The following is a 15,824-nucleotide window of genomic DNA, read 5'->3' on the forward strand; positions in this document are numbered from 1 at the left end:
TCGCCGGCTCGGACAAGGCGAAAGGCGGGCCCGCGACCTCATCTGCGGACCGCTAGCATGGCGAAGCCTTGCGACCGTGTCCAAAGCCGATGACGCTGCTTGCTTGGGCGACGAGCGCGACAGTTGTAACGAGTGCTACAAAACTTTGGAGTGGGTCACGAAACGCTGAACCGCATCGGACAGGCCGCACCGGTGATGCTTGTGAATCACGAACGTCGTGATTTGCTCCTGCTCGCGGAGCGGCACTGCCAGCAGGTCCGAACGCCGCAACGTCGAAACGTGCCCCGCATCAATCAGTCCGACCCCCATACCGGCGGCCACACGCGTGACGTATCCATTCAGAGTGCAAGCTTCGCCTGCAATCGTGGGCACTTCCGCATGACGCTGGAGGATCGTTCTTAACTGCCGCGATGCCCCGGGCTGTCTCTCAGAGTGATACGTCAGCACTGGGTAGGCAAACAACTCGGCTAGATCCAGTACTGGCCGAGAAGCCAGTTCGTGACCGAGTGGCACAAGCGCCATCGCCGTATAGCTCCAGGCCGGGTGCTGTGCGAGAGTTTCGCACTCTGCAATGCCAAAGGAGAATCCTGCGTCGATCTCCTCGCGTCGCAAGGCTTGCGCGAGTTCTGGTGCACGCATCTCGGTTAGCTCCAGATGGATTTCTGGAGCCACGCTGCGCCAGCCAACCAAGCAATCGGACAGCTTGGGCTGAGCCAATCCGTCAGCGACGCCAACACGCAATGGTGCGCGGAACCGGGCATCTGTCTCGCGCACCGCCCGCTGAGCGCGTTCTATTCGGATCAAGACTTTTCGTGCCTCCTGCAGCATTCGCGCACCTGCAGGCGTAAGACTCAGTTTTCGCGGCCCTCGTACGAATAACTGCACGCCAAGTTGATCCTCTAGGTCGCGAACAGTCCGCGACAGTGGAGTCTGATCAATGTGGATGCGATCGGCAGCTTGTCGGAAATTGAGTTCCTCGGCGACGGCGATGAACTGGCGGAGGTGTCGCAGCTCAATCATTCGATCCTCGCCAAAGAACTGTGGACCAGTGCTTGGTGAGACTCGGGGTGAAAATGTCGGCAGTTGCCAGGGTGAGTCGTGTCGGCGGCTTTGATAAGGCTCATTTTTTCCTCCTTAGTGCTTATTGCTTCCTTCCAACGTTACTGGAGCATCTAGCGTGCTTTTGTTCGGTGAGTCGCGGAGACGTTGGGCTCCGCTGCTGCTGAATCCCCATTTGCTGACCACCTCTACGCATAGGCGGGCGTGATGTCGTGGACCGCATTACGAACAGATTCGAGCTCCTCAGGGTCTAGTCCAGTGCCGCAAGCGGAACGTTGCGAGAAGAGATCCAGCGAAGCTTGACGTCGACATTCTTCGGTCTGTTCGCCCCATTAGCCGTTGGCACCCGACTTCCACACACTTGAAGGGGGACCTGGTGTTTATGGGCTCTTTGGCAGAGCTCAAGGTGCGCACGGACAGAAACGTTCCTTATGCGGTCGCTGGCACTGTATTGGCCGTCGACGGCGGCTCGGACGGAACAACGACTCATCTACGTCCCCGGTCTACGACCTAGCCGGAGCGGACCACAACGCTGCAGTGCGGCTGCGCCCGAGCCCGCATTGATTGCCTGGCTCGCTGATCTTTTGAAAACATTGCCTGCCGGATTTACTTTGAGTCGGCCAAGCCCGCAGAATCCCGAAGACTGCGCCTACGTTATCGAATGGGAATGATGGCAGCGTCACCTTCGCTGACTCCCTGCACGAATTGATCGATGTCATAGAAATGTGTGATCTGATGGCTTAGTTCTGACTGCCGCCGTTGAGCCGGCGACCTATGAGTGGGGGACGTGGCGTTTTTTATGCGAGTTCTGCAATTAGAAGGCTCAGGTCCTGCGGCGCGGTGACCATTGCGTCATGACCTGTTTGAAGCTCGCGGTACGTCCACGATGCAGTGCCGCGTATGCGCGCCTTTGTCGCGTCGAACACTGGCAACCTTGGTGACTGGCACGCAATGTAGCTTCGCCGTGTCGCAGGTGGCAGCGCGGCCGCGAGATGCAGCGGCTGAAAGTATGTCGCAGCTGGTTGAGCAGTCAGCCGTGCCTGTGCCCAGTCGATATCTTCCGGCTTCTCAATGCCGAAGAACCTGGCAGGTACCGCACCATAAGCAGGATTGCCCGCGGCAAGCGTCGCGGCCAGCTTCGCGCGGGCATCCGCTGGCATGTAGTCAGAGACCTGCTCGCCGTCGGCAGGAACAAATGCGTCCAGGTAAACCAGCGAGCGCAGCCGCCCGGAACTTGCGAGGCGCGCGGCCGCACCGGTGATCACAAAACCGGCGTAGCTGTGGCCGACCAATGCCGCAGGCTGTCCCGGCGCCAGTGCAGCTTCCACCACTGTGTCGATGTGGCTGTCCAGGTTGATGGAGAGCGAGAGTTCGCTCTTGCGTTCACCCATGCCGGGCAGCGACACCGCGACACTGCGGTAACCCGCCCGCCCAAGCAATGGCGTCACCCGCTCCCAGCACCACGCGCCGTGCCAGGCGCCGTGAACAAGGATGATCACTGGCCTGGACTGCGCATCGATGGCGCCGCCGGCACAGTCTGTAAGGATGCCGACCGCGCCGGCGCCGAGGAAGCTTCTTCTTTGCATCGTCTATCTCCTTTGGTTGATCTAGCAGCCGCCACGCCCGCCATCGACGCTCAGGTGCGCACCCGTAATCCAGCCCGCTTTGCCGTCGAGCAGAAACTGGATGGCGCGCGCCACGTCGATGGGCTCTCCCACCCGGCCCAGCGGATGCATGGCAGCGCGTGAGCGCAGAAACTCTTCGTAGTCCACGACGATTCCCGCCGCAAGCTGGAGGTTGGTTCGCACCACGCCGGGGTTCACCGTGTTGACCCGGATGCCCTCGCGCGCCAGAGTGGACGCCATGCTGCGCGACAGCATGTCGACGCCCGCCTTGCTGACCGAATAGGCCAGCGTGTCGCAGGGACGCAGGGAACACACTGATGAAACGTTGACGATCGCGCGGCCGCTTCCAGCCTTCAACAAAGGCAGAAATGCGCGCGCGACGTTGAATGGGCCTGTCAGGTTGACACGCATGACTTCGTCCCAGTCGGGCTGCGTGGTGGACTGGATATCTCCTGCGCGGATGACGCCTGCCGCATTGACCAGGCCGTCGATGCCTTTGCGTGAAGCCAAGACCTCGCCCGCCGCGCGGGCGCACTGCGCGGCATCGCCAACGTCGCACTGGATGAACCTGTGCCTGGCCGCGCGGGCCAGCGCCTTGGGGGCCAGCGAGCGGAACTCGTCCTGCGAACGCGAGATGCAAAAGACTTCGCAGTCCGGGTTTTCGTCGAGTAGCAGATTTGCCGTTTCCAGGCCGATGCCGCTTGTCCCACCGGTAATCACGAATGTCTTCATGCCTCCGGCTCCGTGTACTGAGCCATCACCATTTCAAACTGGGCCGCGCCGAGCCGCTCCAGCCGCGCTGCCTGGTATTGCTGGGACCGGTAGTAGGTGCGCGCGGCATCCGGCGAGTCAAAGAGGGACACCACGGCGCGGTTCACGCCCATCTGGCCCTCCAGGGTTTCCAGCGGCGCGCCGCGGGTGAGAAAGCGCGCGCCATGCGCGGCCGCTGCGTGGGTCGCCAACCCGGCATAGCGCGCATAGCGCACGGCGTCTTCGACACGGGCAAGTGTGATCAGGATGGTTTTCATAGCTTCACCGATGGATTGTTAAATCATCGATGATTATGCTACCATCGATTAATGATCTCAAATCCCGAATCGGCCGGGCCGGTCTCACCCATTGACGCCGCGACCCAGTTCGTCTGGATCGTCGGCCATCCCATCGGGCAGGTGAAAGCGCCGCAGGTGATGAACCCGCTCTACATGGCGGCCGGCGACAACCTGTTTGTCCTGCCCGCGCCGGTACACCCCGACGATCTGCGCTGCGCATTCGACGGCGCACGCAAGGTTGGCAACTTGCGCGGCTGGATCGTCACGGTGCCGCACAAGATCGCGCTCGCGCAGTGGGTCGATGAGCTTTCGCTGGCGGCGCGCATTGCCGGCGCGGTCAACGCCATCCGCTTTCGCCACGGCAAGACATATGGAGACCTGTTCGACGGCTACGGCTTTACCGCAAGCCTGGCCGCGCGCGGATTCAACACTGCGGGGCGCCAAGCGCTTGTCATGGGCGCGGGCGGGGTTGGCTCTGCCATTGCCCTCGCACTGGCCGAAGCAGGCGCGGCGAGCGTCGCCCTCTTCGACATTGACCGCTCGCGCGCAGTCCAGCTGGCAGCGCGCCTGTCCCAGCACGGACCAGCGGGCACGCGCTTTGAAGTCGGCAGCGTCTCGTCAGCCGAGGGTTTTGACCTGATCGTGAACGCCAGTCCCGTGGGCATGGCAGGCGACACGCGCACACCCATCGATCCCGCATTGCTGAAACCTTCGCACGTCGTTGCCGAAGTGGTCATGACCCCGGAGTTCACTCCGCTCCTCCTGGCCGCAAAACGACTGGGCTGCGAAGTGCATCCCGGCAAACAGGTACTGGCCGGCCAGCTTGAAAAGCTCGTCGAATTTTTTCGCTGAACACTTTGGAGATATCACGTGAAATCACACAAGCATCTGAACCCCGAGGCTGCGCATGCGTCCGAATGGCTGCCAAACAGGCGGCAGCTCCTGGCCGCGGCCGGACTGGCGAGCGTGACAGGTCTTGCCGGCGCACAGTCTGCTTACCCCGCGCGTCCCATCACGATCATTGTTGGCTTTGCTGCAGGCGGTATCGCAGACTCGCTAGCGCGCCTGGCCGCAACGCTCCTGAGCGAGCAGCTCAAGCAGAGCGTGATCGTTGAGAACCGCGCCGGGGCCGGTGGCACCATCGCCGCGGCGGCGGTTGCAAAGGCGCCCAAGGATGGCTACACCCTGCTCATGGCGTCCAACGGACATGCCGTCAACGCCACGATGATGAAGCAACTGCCCTTCGACGCCGTCAAGGATTTCGCCGCAGTCGGCGGCGTTGCCGCAAGCCCGCTGGTCGTCGTGGTCAGGGCGGACTCGCCTTACAAGACCATCGCGGACCTGATCGCCGCGGCCAAGGCCAAGCCCATGCCTTATGGGTCTGGCGGCGCCGGTACTCTCACGCATCTCTTGCCTGAGCTGGTCGCATCCACCACGGGCGCGAACTTCACGCATATCCCCTACCGCGGCACTGGCCCCGCCATCATCGACCTGATGGGCGGCCAGGTGGAGTTCGTGATGGACCTGGTGCAAACCGCCCTGCCTCAGGTCCAGGGCGGCAAGCTGCGTGCACTCGCGGTGAGCAGCCGCCAGCGCTCGATGCAGTTGCCCGACGTGCCCACGCTGGCCGAAGGAGCCATGCGCGGGCTTGACGCGCAAGGCTGGTATGGACTGCTTGCTCCGGCGGGCACACCTCCCGCAGTTCTCGACAAGCTCAATGCGGCACTGAACAGGTCGCTCGGCAATCCGGCGGTGATTGCCCGAATCATCGGGCTGGGGTCAACGCCGATCGGCGGCACGCGCGATGCCTTCATGGCGCTGCTGCGCTCCGAGGTCAAACGCTGGGGCGACATCGTCACGGCAAGAAACATTACTGCCTGAGGAAACAACATGCTCGATATCACGCGTGAGATCGAATGCGACGTGCTGGTCATTGGCGGCGGCGCCGCAGGTGTGGCCGCCGCAACCTGCGCGGCGCGCAACGGCGCCAAAACCATCCTCGTTGAGGCGTCGCCGATGGTGGGCGGAGAACTGGTCAGCGGCATCTCCATGCTGGGGATGGTGTCCACCCGCGGCGAGTGGATCGTGGGCGGCATCGCACGCGACCTGCTTCGCGAAGTAGAAGCACTGGATGGCTACATCGGTCCGGTGTTTGACTACCGCTCCCTGCACCTCGTGTGTTACGACCCGGAACTCATGAAGTTCGCCGTGGTCGGCCTGCTCGACAAAGCCGGTGTCGAGCTCATGCTCTACACGCTGGCCACTGGCGTGCTGTCAGTCGATGGACAGGTTCGCGGCGTCTTTGTGCAGAACAAGTCCGGTCGCCACCTGGTGCGCGCGAAAGTGGTGATTGATGCCAGCGGCGACGCCGACCTGGTGGACGCGGCGGGCGGCAAGACCGAACTGGGCAAGGACGGCCGCTTCTTCCAGCCGCCCTCGCTCATCTTCCGCATGATCGGCGTGGACACACCGCGCCTGCTGGGCAATGTGCTGGCACATCCAGAGGACTATGGGCTGGCGGAGTTTCCGGGACTGGGAATGACACGCGAGCAATGCGCGCAGGCGCTGGTCAAGCAGGGCCAACCCAAGATCGTGTTGCTGGGTGACCGGGGCCTGCTCAAGCGCGCCATCGAAGACAAGGAGATGTTCCCCACCTCCATCGTCGCGGTCATCCCGGTGTCCGTGGCCCGCAGCGAGGTCAGCATCAACTGCACGCAGATCGGCAATGTGGACGCGACCGAGACGAAGCAACTCAGTGCCGCCATCCCGACTTTCTTTTCGCAGATACAAACCTCCATGCGCTTCCTGAAGGCGCGCGTGCCTGGCTTTGAAAGCGCGCACTTCTCCGGCGTCGCGGGCAAGATCGGCGTGCGCGAGACGCGCCGCATTGTCGGCGACTATGTGCTCACCGAGGACGACGTTCTCCAGGCACGCAAGCGGGCCGACGTGGTAGCCAAGGGCGGCCACGAGATCGACCTGTTTGCGGTGTCGTCGCACCGCCGCCAGACCATCAAGGACGGTGGCTCCTACGACATTCCGCTCTCCGTGGCCATTGCACAGAACGTGCGCAATCTTTTCGTCGTCGGGCGCTGCCTGTCGGCGACGCGCGAGGCGCAGAGTTCGGCACGCGTGATGGGCACCTGCATGGCGATGGGCCAGGCAGCGGGAACGGCGGCTGCGATGTGCGCGGGCGACCCAGGCTGGACCGGTGATGTCCGCTCGGCTCCGATCCCCGCGCTGCAGGAGCGGCTGATTGCGCAAGGCGCATTGCTTGAGAGCGAGGCGTGATGGGCGAGGGCCAGAACGTCGATGTGCTTGTGCTTGGCGCCGGCGCAGCCGGTATGACGGCCGCGCTGGCCGCACATGCACGCGGCCTGAAGGTGTTGCTTGTGGAGTCGAGCAACCAGGTCGGCGGAACAAGCTCCACCTCCGCAGGGACACTCTGGCTGCCTTGCGCAGCGCAGGACGACGCCAAAGGCACATGCCGCGACCAGGCTCGCGCGTATCTCGAAGCGAGCATCGGCCGGGGCGCCGAGGCCGCCAAGATCGATGCCCTGCTCGACTCGGGTCCGCAACTCCTGCGCTTTCTCCATAGCGCGACGCGGGTGCGCCTGTCGGCCGTTGCCGCACATCCGGATTATCTGCAGTCGCTGCCCGGTGCGACTCTGGGCGGCCGCGCGTTCGCGCCTGCCGAGTTTGACGGCAGGCTGCTCGGGCCTGCGTTCGCGCGCATTCGCCCGCCCTTGGCCGAGTTCATGGTTCTGGGCGGAATGATGGTGTCGAAAGCGGACATCCCCGACCTGCTCAATGCGACGCGCGAGCCACGCTCGTTCTTGCGCGCAGCACGCCTGGTGTTGCGGCATGCCATGGACCGACTGACCCGCAAGCGGGGCACGCGGTTGGTCATGGGCAATGCCCTGGTCGCCCAGCTTTTCGCGACAGTCCTGGACAAACGCATCGAGATTGCGTTTGAGAGCACAGTCACGCGCGTCCAGCGCGACGGCACGGGGTTCTCGTGTGTCGTCGGGCATGCCCAGGGCGAGCGGGCGGTTCGTATCGGCAAGGCACTCGTGCTGGCAACCGGCGGGTTTTCGGGCAACGCGCAAATGCGCGAGCGCTGGCTGCCCGCGCCTGCAATTGCGCACAGCGTTGCGCACGGTGGCAATTCCGGCGGCGGCATCGACCTGGGCATGGCGCTAGGCGGCGCAGTGGAAGACAAGCACAAGTCCCCCGCGTTCTGGATGCCCGTGTCCACCATGAAGCGTGCGGACGGCAGTGTTGCGACCTTCCCGCACATCATGCTGGACCGAGCCAAGCCCGGCCTGCTGGCGGTGAACTCCGCGGCACTGAGGTTTGCCAACGAAGCCGACTCTTACCATCACTTGTGCGAAGCGATGCTGGACAACGCACGGCAAACCGGCAGCGCGCAGTTCTACCTGATCGCAGACGCAGCATTTATCAAGAGCTACGGTATCGGCATGGTCAGGCCGGGGCTGAAGTCGCTTTCAAAGTTCGTTGCATCGGGCTATCTCACGCACGCCACATCCCCTGCAGGCCTGGCCGCGCAACTGGGCCTCGATCCCGGCGTACTGCAAGGCACATTGGCCAGGTACAACACGAGCGCAGCCAGCGCGGTGGATCTTGATTTCAATCGTGGCGAGTCGGCCCTGAACCGGCACAACGGCGATCCCCTCCATACGCCCAATCCATGCCTGCGCCCGCTGGATACAACCGCGCTGTATGCGGTGCGCATTCACGTCGCAGATCTGGGGACGAGTTTGGGCCTGTCGACCGATGCAGATGCGCGTGTGCTCGACAGTGCGGGCACCCCCGTGCCCGGGCTCTATGCGTGCGGCAATGACATGGCCTCGATGATGCGCGGTGCATATCCGGGTCCGGGAACAACGCTGGGGCCGGGGATGACTTTCGCGTGGCGCGCTGCGCGCCATATCGCTTCGGCCTAGGCGCGAGAAGCTTTTTTCCGGACTTCGGCGGCCGGCCTGGTTGCGTCGCCCATCAGGCCGACGAGATATTCGTACGTGCGGTCGATGTGCTGCAGCGCGAGCTTCTCGGCCAGCGGCGCGTTGCGCCGCACACAGGCGTCCAGCAGTGCAAGATGCTCGCCCTCCGCGCGCCGGGAATATTCACCGTCTTTAGTCAACTGCAGGCGGTAACGGTCCTGCATGTCCATGAGCGTGCTGCAAAAGTGCATGAGCATGGGCATGCCGCAGCCTGACAACACTGCAAGGTGAAACTTGCGATGCGCGTTTTCCCATTCGGCGGCCGATGCCGGCCCGGGCTTTGCGGCAATGCGCTTGCCCAGCATGTGCGCGGTCGCTGCGACCCGCTCTTCCCAATCATCGTCGCCGTGCAGCACCGACTCGCGGATGGCCACGGGCTCGCACAGGCGCCTGATGGTGACGATCTCGCCGAGATTGGCGCGCGACATTTCACTGACGCGAAACCCGCGCTTGGCCTCGAAATGGACGAAGCCCTCAGCGGTGAGTCGCGACAGTGCTTCGCGCAACGGACTGAGGCTGACGTCGTAGCGCCCCTTCATCTCGTCGAGGTTCAGGCGCGAGCCGGCCGGGCTTTCGCCGCGCAAAATTCCCAGCCGGATTTGCCGTGCCAGCCGGTCCGACAGCAGGTCCTGGACTTCGCCCTCCACCGGCGCTCGCGCCGGGGGATCGACAAGAAGGGGCTGGCCGGCCGGCTGTTTTGATTTGGGTGCGCGCTTCGCTGAGGTTGCCATGCGCCAATCATAGAGCGGCGCACGGTGTGTCAGGACGCAGTGATGTTCCTGGCGGTGACGATATCGCCCCAGCGCTTGACCTCGGAGCGGACCAGCGACATATACGCATCGCGTGAACCGGACATGGGCGCGGAGCCCAGAGCAGTGATCCTTGCGATGACGGACGGCTCTGCAAGCACCGCGTTGAGCGTGGCATTCAAACGGTCCAGCACAGCGGCCGGAGTTCCCGCGGGTGCAAGCAATCCGTACCAGCCTTGCGCGTCGAGGCCGGGCATCGAAGTCTCCGCGAGTGTGGGGACATCGGGCAGCTGCGCCGATCTCTGGCGGCTGCTGACGGCCAGCGCGCGCAATTTGCCGCCCGCGACCTGCGGCAGCGCCGTGAGCACCAAGTCCATCACGAACTCCACCTGCCCGCCCATGAGGTCGACGATGGCCGGGCCGCTTCCCCGGTACGGAACGTGAATGAAGTTCGCTCCGGTATTGGCGGCCACCAGTTCAGGCAACAGGTGCGTCAAGGTACCCGCGCCGCCAGAGCCGTAGGCAATGGGTTTGGTCTTTGACGCCACGATCACGTCGCCGAACGTCTTGTACGGCGAATCGTTTCGCACGACCACCACGAGCGGGCTGGTCGCTATCCCGCCGACTGGCACAAAGTCGGTGAGAAGGTTGAACGGCAGCTGCTTCATCATCGTAGCGTTGACTGCGTGGCCATTGGATGCAAGCAGCAGCGTGTGCCCGTCCTTCGGCGCCCTGGCCACGGACGCCGCGGCGATCGTCCCTCCGGCGCCCGGTCTGTTGTCCACAACGACGCTCTGCTTGAGCCGCTCCGACATCAGCGTGCCGACCAGCCGCGCGAGCGTGTCCGCAATACCCCCCGCCGCGAACGCGACAACGATGGTGACCGGCCGCGACGGAAAGTGATCCTGCGCGCTGGCAAGACAAGCAGCGCCCGCCAGCGCCGTTGCGGACAGGAACTGGCGCCTGTTGAGAAGAAAGAGAGTGTTCATGGGCATGTCTCCTGGTGTTCTGGAAAGTTGCTGTTGAAAAATCGCTGCGCGGCCTCTGCCGCGAGGCACGCGCGACGGGTTGCGCAACGGGACGCAAGCGCGGCGACTGGCGTTTCCAGTTCAAGCTCGGCGTCGGCGGACAGCGCGCGCACCACCGAAGCAAGGTCGAGTCCGCCCTCGCCCAAATGCATGCGCCCCGACATGGCCTCATCGAAGAGCGATGCACCCGGCGCGAGTTGGGCAGGAGCATCGCTCAGCTGCGTGAGATGGATGCTGGATGGATCGAGCCGCGCAACGTCAACGGCACTCGCGCCCGATCGCATGAGGTGCAAGGTGTCGATCACCAGGCCAAGGTTCGAGGCACCGACGGCCTTGATGAGCTCGAAGGTTTGGCCGATTGTCTTGAGTTCGCTCATCGGCATGAACTCCAGGGAGATCTGCACGCCCGCATCTTCGGCAGCGGCCGCGTACATGCTCAACAGTGAAGCGACGCGCTCAAGGTCCGGATCGAAACAGCCCTGGATAATCCTGCGCGCCCCTAGTTGCGTGGCGGCCGCCACGTTGGCGAGCAGGTGCTGGATATGAACCTGAGGCGAGATGTAGTAGCCGGTCACACTCGGGATGCGGATGCGCGCGCCATTCGCCGCGCTGCGAAACTCATCGAACGTGGCTGCGTGGCTGCCGGCCTGACCCCACGTATCACCAGGGTAGCGGCCACTTATGCGTGGACTGACGGCGCCATAACCCGCGACCGCCGCGGCCTTCACCAGTTCAAGTGGAAGCGTCTGCGGGCCCAGCGTCAGATAGCCGAGCGTCAGTTGGGAAACCATGCGGTGTCTCGTGGTCATGGTCGTGGTCATGCGCGCATGTCCGCAACCGTCCCCAGTTTGGCGGGCGGCGCTCCAAGAGCAAGCCAGCCACAGTCCACCGGCAGCGTCACGCCGGTGATAGAGGACGCTCGCTCTGAAAGCAAAAAGGCTATTGCGTCGGCAATATCCTGTGGCCGCACCGTTCGGCCTACGGGAGTGCGCGCTTCGATGTCGTTGAGGTTGAGGGCGCCTTTGGCAACCAGCGCCATCATGAGGTCTGTTTGCACGTAGCCGGGGGCAATGGCGTTGACGCGGATGCCGTCGCGCGCCCACTCGCACGCCATGCTTTCCGTCATTGAAGATATACCGGCCTTTGCCGCGCCATACGCGTTGCGCCCCGGAAAGCCGCCGTGTCCCACGATGGAGCTAATGTTGACGATGGCGCCGGACTGCTGCCGTACGAAGATGCGCGCGGCCTCGCGGCTGGCCAAAAATGTACCCCGCACATGCACGGCAAGAATGCGGTCGAACGCCTCCACGCTTTGCTCCAGCGTCATCACGGGCTGGTCGCCGATGCCCGCGTTGTTGACGAGCGCGTCCACCCGGCCGTAGCGTTTGTGCACCTGTTTCATCAACGCGACGACATCGGCCTCGACGGCGACATCGCACCCGATACCCGCGTGTGCTGCGCCGAGCTCTGCCGCGCGCTGTTCGGCCGCATCAGGCCTGATGTCCGCGATGACGACGTGCCGAAAACCCTCAACCAGCCGGCGCGCTGTCGCCCAGCCGATCCCGTCGGCGCCACCGGTCACGATTGCCACTTCAGCTTTCATTGCGTACCCACTTCAGGATGTGGACCGCGACCGCGACCAGCGTGCCATGCTGGTTGGTCACGTCGATGTGCGCTGTCGATCTGCGCCGCTCGGTGTCCACGTCTGTGAACTCGTATTTGAGGTGAACCGTGTCACCAAAAAAAATAGGCGCGAGGAACCGCACACGGTCAAAGCCCAGTGCAACCGGCGTTTCGTCCGCGCCCTCGCGCATGTGCGCAATGGCCAGGCTGGACACCGTGGACATGTAGCCGACCAGCAAAGCGCCGTGCGCCTGCAACTTGCCGAACTTCGACTTCTGCATGTACTGCTGGTTCACATGATTGGGCGCAAAGTCCCCCGTGATGCCGGCAAAGCCGTACACGTCATATTCGCCGACGGTCTTGCTGAACGAAGCGCTGTCGCCTGGTTGAACGTAAAACTCTTTTGTCATTGCTGCATGCTTTATGGATGGAAATAGCCGGGATTGATGAGCGACGGGGACCCAACCCGCGGCGTGAATTGCATTTGCTCCAGGACGTCCGCCTGGACATCGATGCCTGGCGCAACTTCGATCAGCTCGACGCCCTCTTTAATGAGTCGAAACACTGCCCGCTCGGTCACGTAGAGCACCTGCTGGCCGCGCGCGAGAGCGCGTTGTCCGCTGAATGTGATCTGGCTGACCTTGTAAACCAGCTTATTGACCTGGCCGTGCGCGCGCACGCTCAACACGCCATCGACCACATCGACCTCGCTGCCCCTGGCGCCGAACGTTCCGCAAAACACGACCTTCTTCGCGTTCTGGCTGATGTCGATGAAGCCGCCCGGGCCAACGACTTCACCGCCCAGCATGGAGACGTTGACGTTGCCTTGCGCGTCCATCTCGCCCATGCCGAGAAAGGCGATGTCCAGACCGCCCCCGCTGTAAAAGTCGAACTGCGAGGTCGAATCGATCATTGCCGTCGCATTGATGGTCGTTCCGAACACGGCCCCATCAAGCACGTTGCCTCCGTGAATTCCGTGTTCCACCGTCTGCTTGTAGAGATGCTGCTCGTTGCGCTCAGTGATGAGTTTGGCCACGCCATCGGGCATGCCCAGCCCGAAGTTGACAGCGGCGCCGGGGCGCAGTTCCTCAGCGGCGCGGCGAGCGATGATCTTGCGCAGGCTGAAGGGCTGGGGCTCGCTCTCCACGAGCACGCGCCGCTCGCCCGATATCGAAGGGTCGTAGAACGTGTGATAGTTCTGCATTTGCGCTTCGTCAACCACCACCGCATCGACGAGAACGCCCGGAATCTGCACGCTTCTTGGTGGGAGTTCCCCGGTGCCGACCAGCTGCTTGACCTGCACGATGACCTTGCCGCCGCAGTTGTGCGCTGCCAGTGCCAGAGCAAATACATCCAGGTTGGCGATTTCATGGGCCAGGCTGATGTTGCCGTCCGGGTCGGCCATGGTCCCCCGGATGATTGCCACGTCCACATGCATGGGCTTGTAGCGAAGGTGTTCGGCCCCGTCGATGCTCACCAGCTCCACCAGGTCCTCTTTGGCGGATCGGTTCATCCGGCCACCCTGCTCGCGTGGGTCCACGAAGGTCCCGAGCCCCACAGTGGAGTAAAGGCCGGGGCGCCCAGCGCCGATTTCGCGCATGAGCTGCGAGATGACGCCCGAGGGAAACGAATATGCTTGGATCTTTTCCTGGCGCACCAATGCCTGCATCCGCGGAGAGGCCGCCCAGTGTCCTGCAATCACCTTTCGCACCAGTCCTTCATGCGCAAACCGGTTGACGCCCTTTTGCTTTTTATCGCCAAGACCAAGCGCCCATACAAGAGTCAGATCGTGCGGACCATTGCCCTCCAGGAAGCGCGACTCGATGCCGGCAAACACTGTGTCGGGTTCCAGCATTCCACCGCCTGCGCCAGTGATGGCAACAGTGTTGTTGTCCCCTATCAAATCCCCAGCCTGCCGGGCTGTCATCACTTGGCATTGGGTTGTAGCGAGCCTGTCCATGCCGCTATATTACACAAGTTGGAATCAAGATTCCACTTTGGAATGTAAATTCCAAATCGTCAAGGAGTTCAGGTGTTAACAACCAATCTTCAACGCGGCTTGGCAATGCTCGACCTGCTTTGCCGTGCCCAGGATGGCCTGCCGATGTTCAAGATGGCAGACCCGCTGGGAATTCCGCGAAGCACCGCGCACCGCGTGCTGGCTGAGCTGAGTGAAGCAGGCTTTGTCACGCAGGAAAACGAACAGGCACCGTATCGGCTGACGCTGAAACTCGCCCAGATGGGCATGAGCTATCTCAATGTTGCCGGGGTCACCAACGTGATCCAGCCTGTGCTCCATCGGCTAGCGGCCGAAACGAAGGAACTCGCGCGGATGAGCATCGTCGACGGCAAGCGCTTGGTGTGGGTGTCAAAGGTTCAGGGTTCGCGCACCGGGCTGCGCTACGACGCGAATGCAGAGCCAGGCGAAGAGGTTGTCCTGTTCTCCAGTGCAACCGGCCATGCGTGGCTGGCCACCTTGCCGGAAAACGAAGCATTGGAAATCGTGATGCGCCAGGGGTTCGACCCAGAAAACCGCGGACCCAATGCACCGAAGTCAGCTACCGAATTGCTAGAGCTGCTGGCCAAAGTGCGCCGCAAAGGGTATGCCCTTGTCCACGAAACCAATGAACACGGCATTTCGGCAGTAGCTGCCCCGGTGTGGAACAAGCCGGCCAACCGGGTCGTCGGTGTCGTCACCATCGCAGGCCCGACATCTCGCATGGATCCCGAGAAAATCGAGGCAATCGCGCAACAAGTCCTAGCCTCTGCTGATGAGCTGTCAAAGGTGAGTTTTGGCCTAGTGCGTTAGCTGGCTTTCCCTTAGAGAACGTGACGAGCGGATGGGCCGGCGAATTCATAGCCGCAGTCAAGCGCCGCCAAGGCCAGCAACGTGTCTGTGCGTTTTGAGCTGCATGGTGCTTTATGGTTTCTGCACTTTCTTTGTCAGGAGGGTCGAGGGCACGATTTCATGCAACAGCGTCGCGGTGTGGAAAAAAAAGAGCGCAATCGCTTCAGGACTGGTGGACCAGGACGCTTGCCGCCCCTGGAGGAAAAAATGTGATCGTCTGGATGCGGACGCCGAGATCGAGTTCGGCTGAGTAGGTGGCAGCCACTTTGTGAGTGGGCACGTCACCAAAAATGGTACTTACGTTTCCGCCTCATCACGCGACCAATTCAGACGCAACGAAGTCTAATAACTGGAGCCAGAAGGGAAACACCAATCCTTACACGGGCAATGAAGGCACTAAAAAGGATTGAGCCTGCGTCACATCCGCAGAGAGTGAGCAGTGAAGCGAAGCAGGTTCCTAGCGCTGCTAGTGACATCAGTGCTGCCAGGACAATCCGAACCCAAATGGGGCGCGGAAGAGTTGGGCGCGGCGGTTGCGGTGCACGAGGACGGAGTGGCCACTACCTACCGTGCCTGGATCGCCACGTGCGATAGCGATGGCATCGACCTGGACGGGGACACGCGAGAAGTGGCCGCCAAGTCGCCGAGCGCTGCCGACCGCGCCTTTCAGGCTGGTTTTCGTGACATTGGCGAATTCCTTGGCGCGCACCTAGGGTGCGTCTGGTGCGCTGATCGCGGTGGACCTGCGTGAGCAACCCTCGATTCTTGCTCCTGGCGAAACCGCACCGGTGATCAATCCGCCGGGGCATCGCGTGCTGTGGC

General features: G+C 62.8%; 15 protein-coding genes. 5 read left to right on the plus strand and 10 right to left on the minus strand.

Features of this window, described 5'->3' with window-relative positions; translation table 11 throughout:
- Positions 1-135 precede the first annotated feature (135 nt).
- The 4 genes from WDLP6_RS24350 to WDLP6_RS24365 form a co-directional block, all read right to left on the minus strand.
- On the minus strand, positions 136-1,020 hold the full coding sequence (locus WDLP6_RS24350) for a LysR family transcriptional regulator (protein WP_162594432.1): 885 nt from the start codon (positions 1,018-1,020) through the stop codon (positions 136-138).
- Between the two features lie 836 nt (positions 1,021-1,856).
- The gene (locus tag WDLP6_RS24355; protein ID WP_162594433.1) at positions 1,857-2,645 is read right to left on the minus strand and encodes an alpha/beta hydrolase; all 789 of its coding nucleotides are present in this window, start codon (positions 2,643-2,645) and stop codon (positions 1,857-1,859) included.
- A 21-nt stretch (positions 2,646-2,666) separates the two neighbouring features.
- A complete protein-coding gene (locus tag WDLP6_RS24360; RefSeq protein ID WP_162594434.1) occupies positions 2,667-3,416 on the minus strand; it encodes an SDR family NAD(P)-dependent oxidoreductase in 750 nt (249 codons plus the stop codon).
- On the minus strand, positions 3,413-3,712 hold the full coding sequence (locus tag WDLP6_RS24365; protein WP_162594435.1) for a DUF1330 domain-containing protein: 300 nt from the start codon (positions 3,710-3,712) through the stop codon (positions 3,413-3,415). The genes WDLP6_RS24360 and WDLP6_RS24365 overlap by 4 nt, the downstream gene beginning before the upstream one ends.
- A gap of 51 nt (positions 3,713-3,763) precedes the next feature.
- On the opposite strand from WDLP6_RS24365, the gene WDLP6_RS24370 reads away from it, so the two are divergent.
- From WDLP6_RS24370 to WDLP6_RS24385, 4 genes are read left to right on the plus strand one after another with little or no spacing between them, the layout of a single operon-like run.
- Complete coding sequence (locus WDLP6_RS24370) at positions 3,764-4,585, plus strand: shikimate dehydrogenase family protein (protein ID WP_162594436.1); 822 nt, start codon at positions 3,764-3,766, stop codon at positions 4,583-4,585.
- A gap of 18 nt (positions 4,586-4,603) precedes the next feature.
- The gene (locus WDLP6_RS24375) at positions 4,604-5,614 is read left to right on the plus strand and encodes a Bug family tripartite tricarboxylate transporter substrate binding protein (protein WP_162594437.1); all 1,011 of its coding nucleotides are present in this window, start codon (positions 4,604-4,606) and stop codon (positions 5,612-5,614) included.
- A 9-nt stretch (positions 5,615-5,623) separates the two neighbouring features.
- Entirely contained in the window at positions 5,624-7,021 is a 1,398-nt protein-coding gene (locus WDLP6_RS24380; RefSeq protein ID WP_162594438.1) for an FAD-dependent oxidoreductase, read from the plus strand.
- Positions 7,021-8,697 carry an FAD-dependent oxidoreductase gene (locus WDLP6_RS24385; RefSeq protein WP_162594439.1) on the plus strand — a complete coding sequence of 559 codons (1,677 nt, stop codon included), beginning with the start codon at positions 7,021-7,023 and terminating at the stop codon, positions 8,695-8,697. The genes WDLP6_RS24380 and WDLP6_RS24385 overlap by 1 nt, the downstream gene beginning before the upstream one ends.
- Here WDLP6_RS24385 and WDLP6_RS24390 read toward each other — a convergent pair.
- Genes WDLP6_RS24390 through WDLP6_RS24415 form a run of 6 tightly spaced genes read right to left on the minus strand, consistent with a single transcriptional unit; the run spans position 8,694 to position 14,114 of the window.
- The gene (locus tag WDLP6_RS24390; protein ID WP_162594440.1) at positions 8,694-9,485 is read right to left on the minus strand and encodes a GntR family transcriptional regulator; all 792 of its coding nucleotides are present in this window, start codon (positions 9,483-9,485) and stop codon (positions 8,694-8,696) included. The genes WDLP6_RS24385 and WDLP6_RS24390 overlap by 4 nt on opposite strands.
- A 29-nt stretch (positions 9,486-9,514) precedes the next feature.
- Complete coding sequence (locus WDLP6_RS24395) at positions 9,515-10,492, minus strand: Bug family tripartite tricarboxylate transporter substrate binding protein (protein WP_162594441.1); 978 nt, start codon at positions 10,490-10,492, stop codon at positions 9,515-9,517.
- On the minus strand, positions 10,489-11,322 hold the full coding sequence (locus WDLP6_RS24400; protein WP_162594442.1) for a sugar phosphate isomerase/epimerase family protein: 834 nt from the start codon (positions 11,320-11,322) through the stop codon (positions 10,489-10,491). Before WDLP6_RS24400 ends, WDLP6_RS24395 begins: the two co-directional genes overlap by 4 nt.
- A 26-nt stretch (positions 11,323-11,348) precedes the next feature.
- On the minus strand, positions 11,349-12,134 hold the full coding sequence (locus tag WDLP6_RS24405; RefSeq protein ID WP_162594443.1) for an SDR family NAD(P)-dependent oxidoreductase: 786 nt from the start codon (positions 12,132-12,134) through the stop codon (positions 11,349-11,351).
- On the minus strand, positions 12,124-12,564 hold the full coding sequence (locus tag WDLP6_RS24410) for a MaoC/PaaZ C-terminal domain-containing protein (protein WP_162594444.1): 441 nt from the start codon (positions 12,562-12,564) through the stop codon (positions 12,124-12,126). The genes WDLP6_RS24405 and WDLP6_RS24410 overlap by 11 nt, the downstream gene beginning before the upstream one ends.
- Before the next feature lie 11 nt (positions 12,565-12,575).
- A complete protein-coding gene (locus WDLP6_RS24415) occupies positions 12,576-14,114 on the minus strand; it encodes an acyl CoA:acetate/3-ketoacid CoA transferase (protein WP_162594445.1) in 1,539 nt (512 codons plus the stop codon).
- Positions 14,115-14,186: 72 nt separating this feature from the next.
- Here WDLP6_RS24415 and WDLP6_RS24420 point away from each other — a divergent pair, with 72 nt between their 5' ends.
- Positions 14,187-14,963, plus strand: coding sequence for an IclR family transcriptional regulator (locus WDLP6_RS24420; protein ID WP_162594446.1), 777 nt, complete (start codon positions 14,187-14,189; stop codon positions 14,961-14,963).
- The last annotated feature ends 861 nt before the right edge of the window (positions 14,964-15,824 follow it).

Origin of the sequence: Variovorax sp. PBL-E5 (assembly GCF_901827185.1) — a bacterium.
Lineage (GTDB): Bacteria > Pseudomonadota > Gammaproteobacteria > Burkholderiales > Burkholderiaceae_C > Variovorax.

Coding starts and splice junctions, on each gene's coding strand:
- WDLP6_RS24390 (WP_162594440.1), bottom strand. CDS start 9,485: ATGGCAACCTCAGCGAAGCGCGCACCCAAATCAAAACAGCCGGCCGGC.
- WDLP6_RS24400 (WP_162594442.1), bottom strand. CDS start 11,322: ATGGTTTCCCAACTGACGCTCGGCTATCTGACGCTGGGCCCGCAGACG.
- WDLP6_RS24410 (WP_162594444.1), bottom strand. CDS start 12,564: ATGACAAAAGAGTTTTACGTTCAACCAGGCGACAGCGCTTCGTTCAGC.
- WDLP6_RS24370 (WP_162594436.1), top strand. CDS start 3,764: ATGATCTCAAATCCCGAATCGGCCGGGCCGGTCTCACCCATTGACGCC.
- WDLP6_RS24355 (WP_162594433.1), bottom strand. CDS start 2,645: ATGCAAAGAAGAAGCTTCCTCGGCGCCGGCGCGGTCGGCATCCTTACA.
- WDLP6_RS24380 (WP_162594438.1), top strand. CDS start 5,624: ATGCTCGATATCACGCGTGAGATCGAATGCGACGTGCTGGTCATTGGC.
- WDLP6_RS24405 (WP_162594443.1), bottom strand. CDS start 12,134: ATGAAAGCTGAAGTGGCAATCGTGACCGGTGGCGCCGACGGGATCGGC.
- WDLP6_RS24385 (WP_162594439.1), top strand. CDS start 7,021: ATGGGCGAGGGCCAGAACGTCGATGTGCTTGTGCTTGGCGCCGGCGCA.
- WDLP6_RS24350 (WP_162594432.1), bottom strand. CDS start 1,020: ATGATTGAGCTGCGACACCTCCGCCAGTTCATCGCCGTCGCCGAGGAA.
- WDLP6_RS24415 (WP_162594445.1), bottom strand. CDS start 14,114: ATGGACAGGCTCGCTACAACCCAATGCCAAGTGATGACAGCCCGGCAG.
- WDLP6_RS24365 (WP_162594435.1), bottom strand. CDS start 3,712: ATGAAAACCATCCTGATCACACTTGCCCGTGTCGAAGACGCCGTGCGC.
- WDLP6_RS24360 (WP_162594434.1), bottom strand. CDS start 3,416: ATGAAGACATTCGTGATTACCGGTGGGACAAGCGGCATCGGCCTGGAA.
- WDLP6_RS24395 (WP_162594441.1), bottom strand. CDS start 10,492: ATGAACACTCTCTTTCTTCTCAACAGGCGCCAGTTCCTGTCCGCAACG.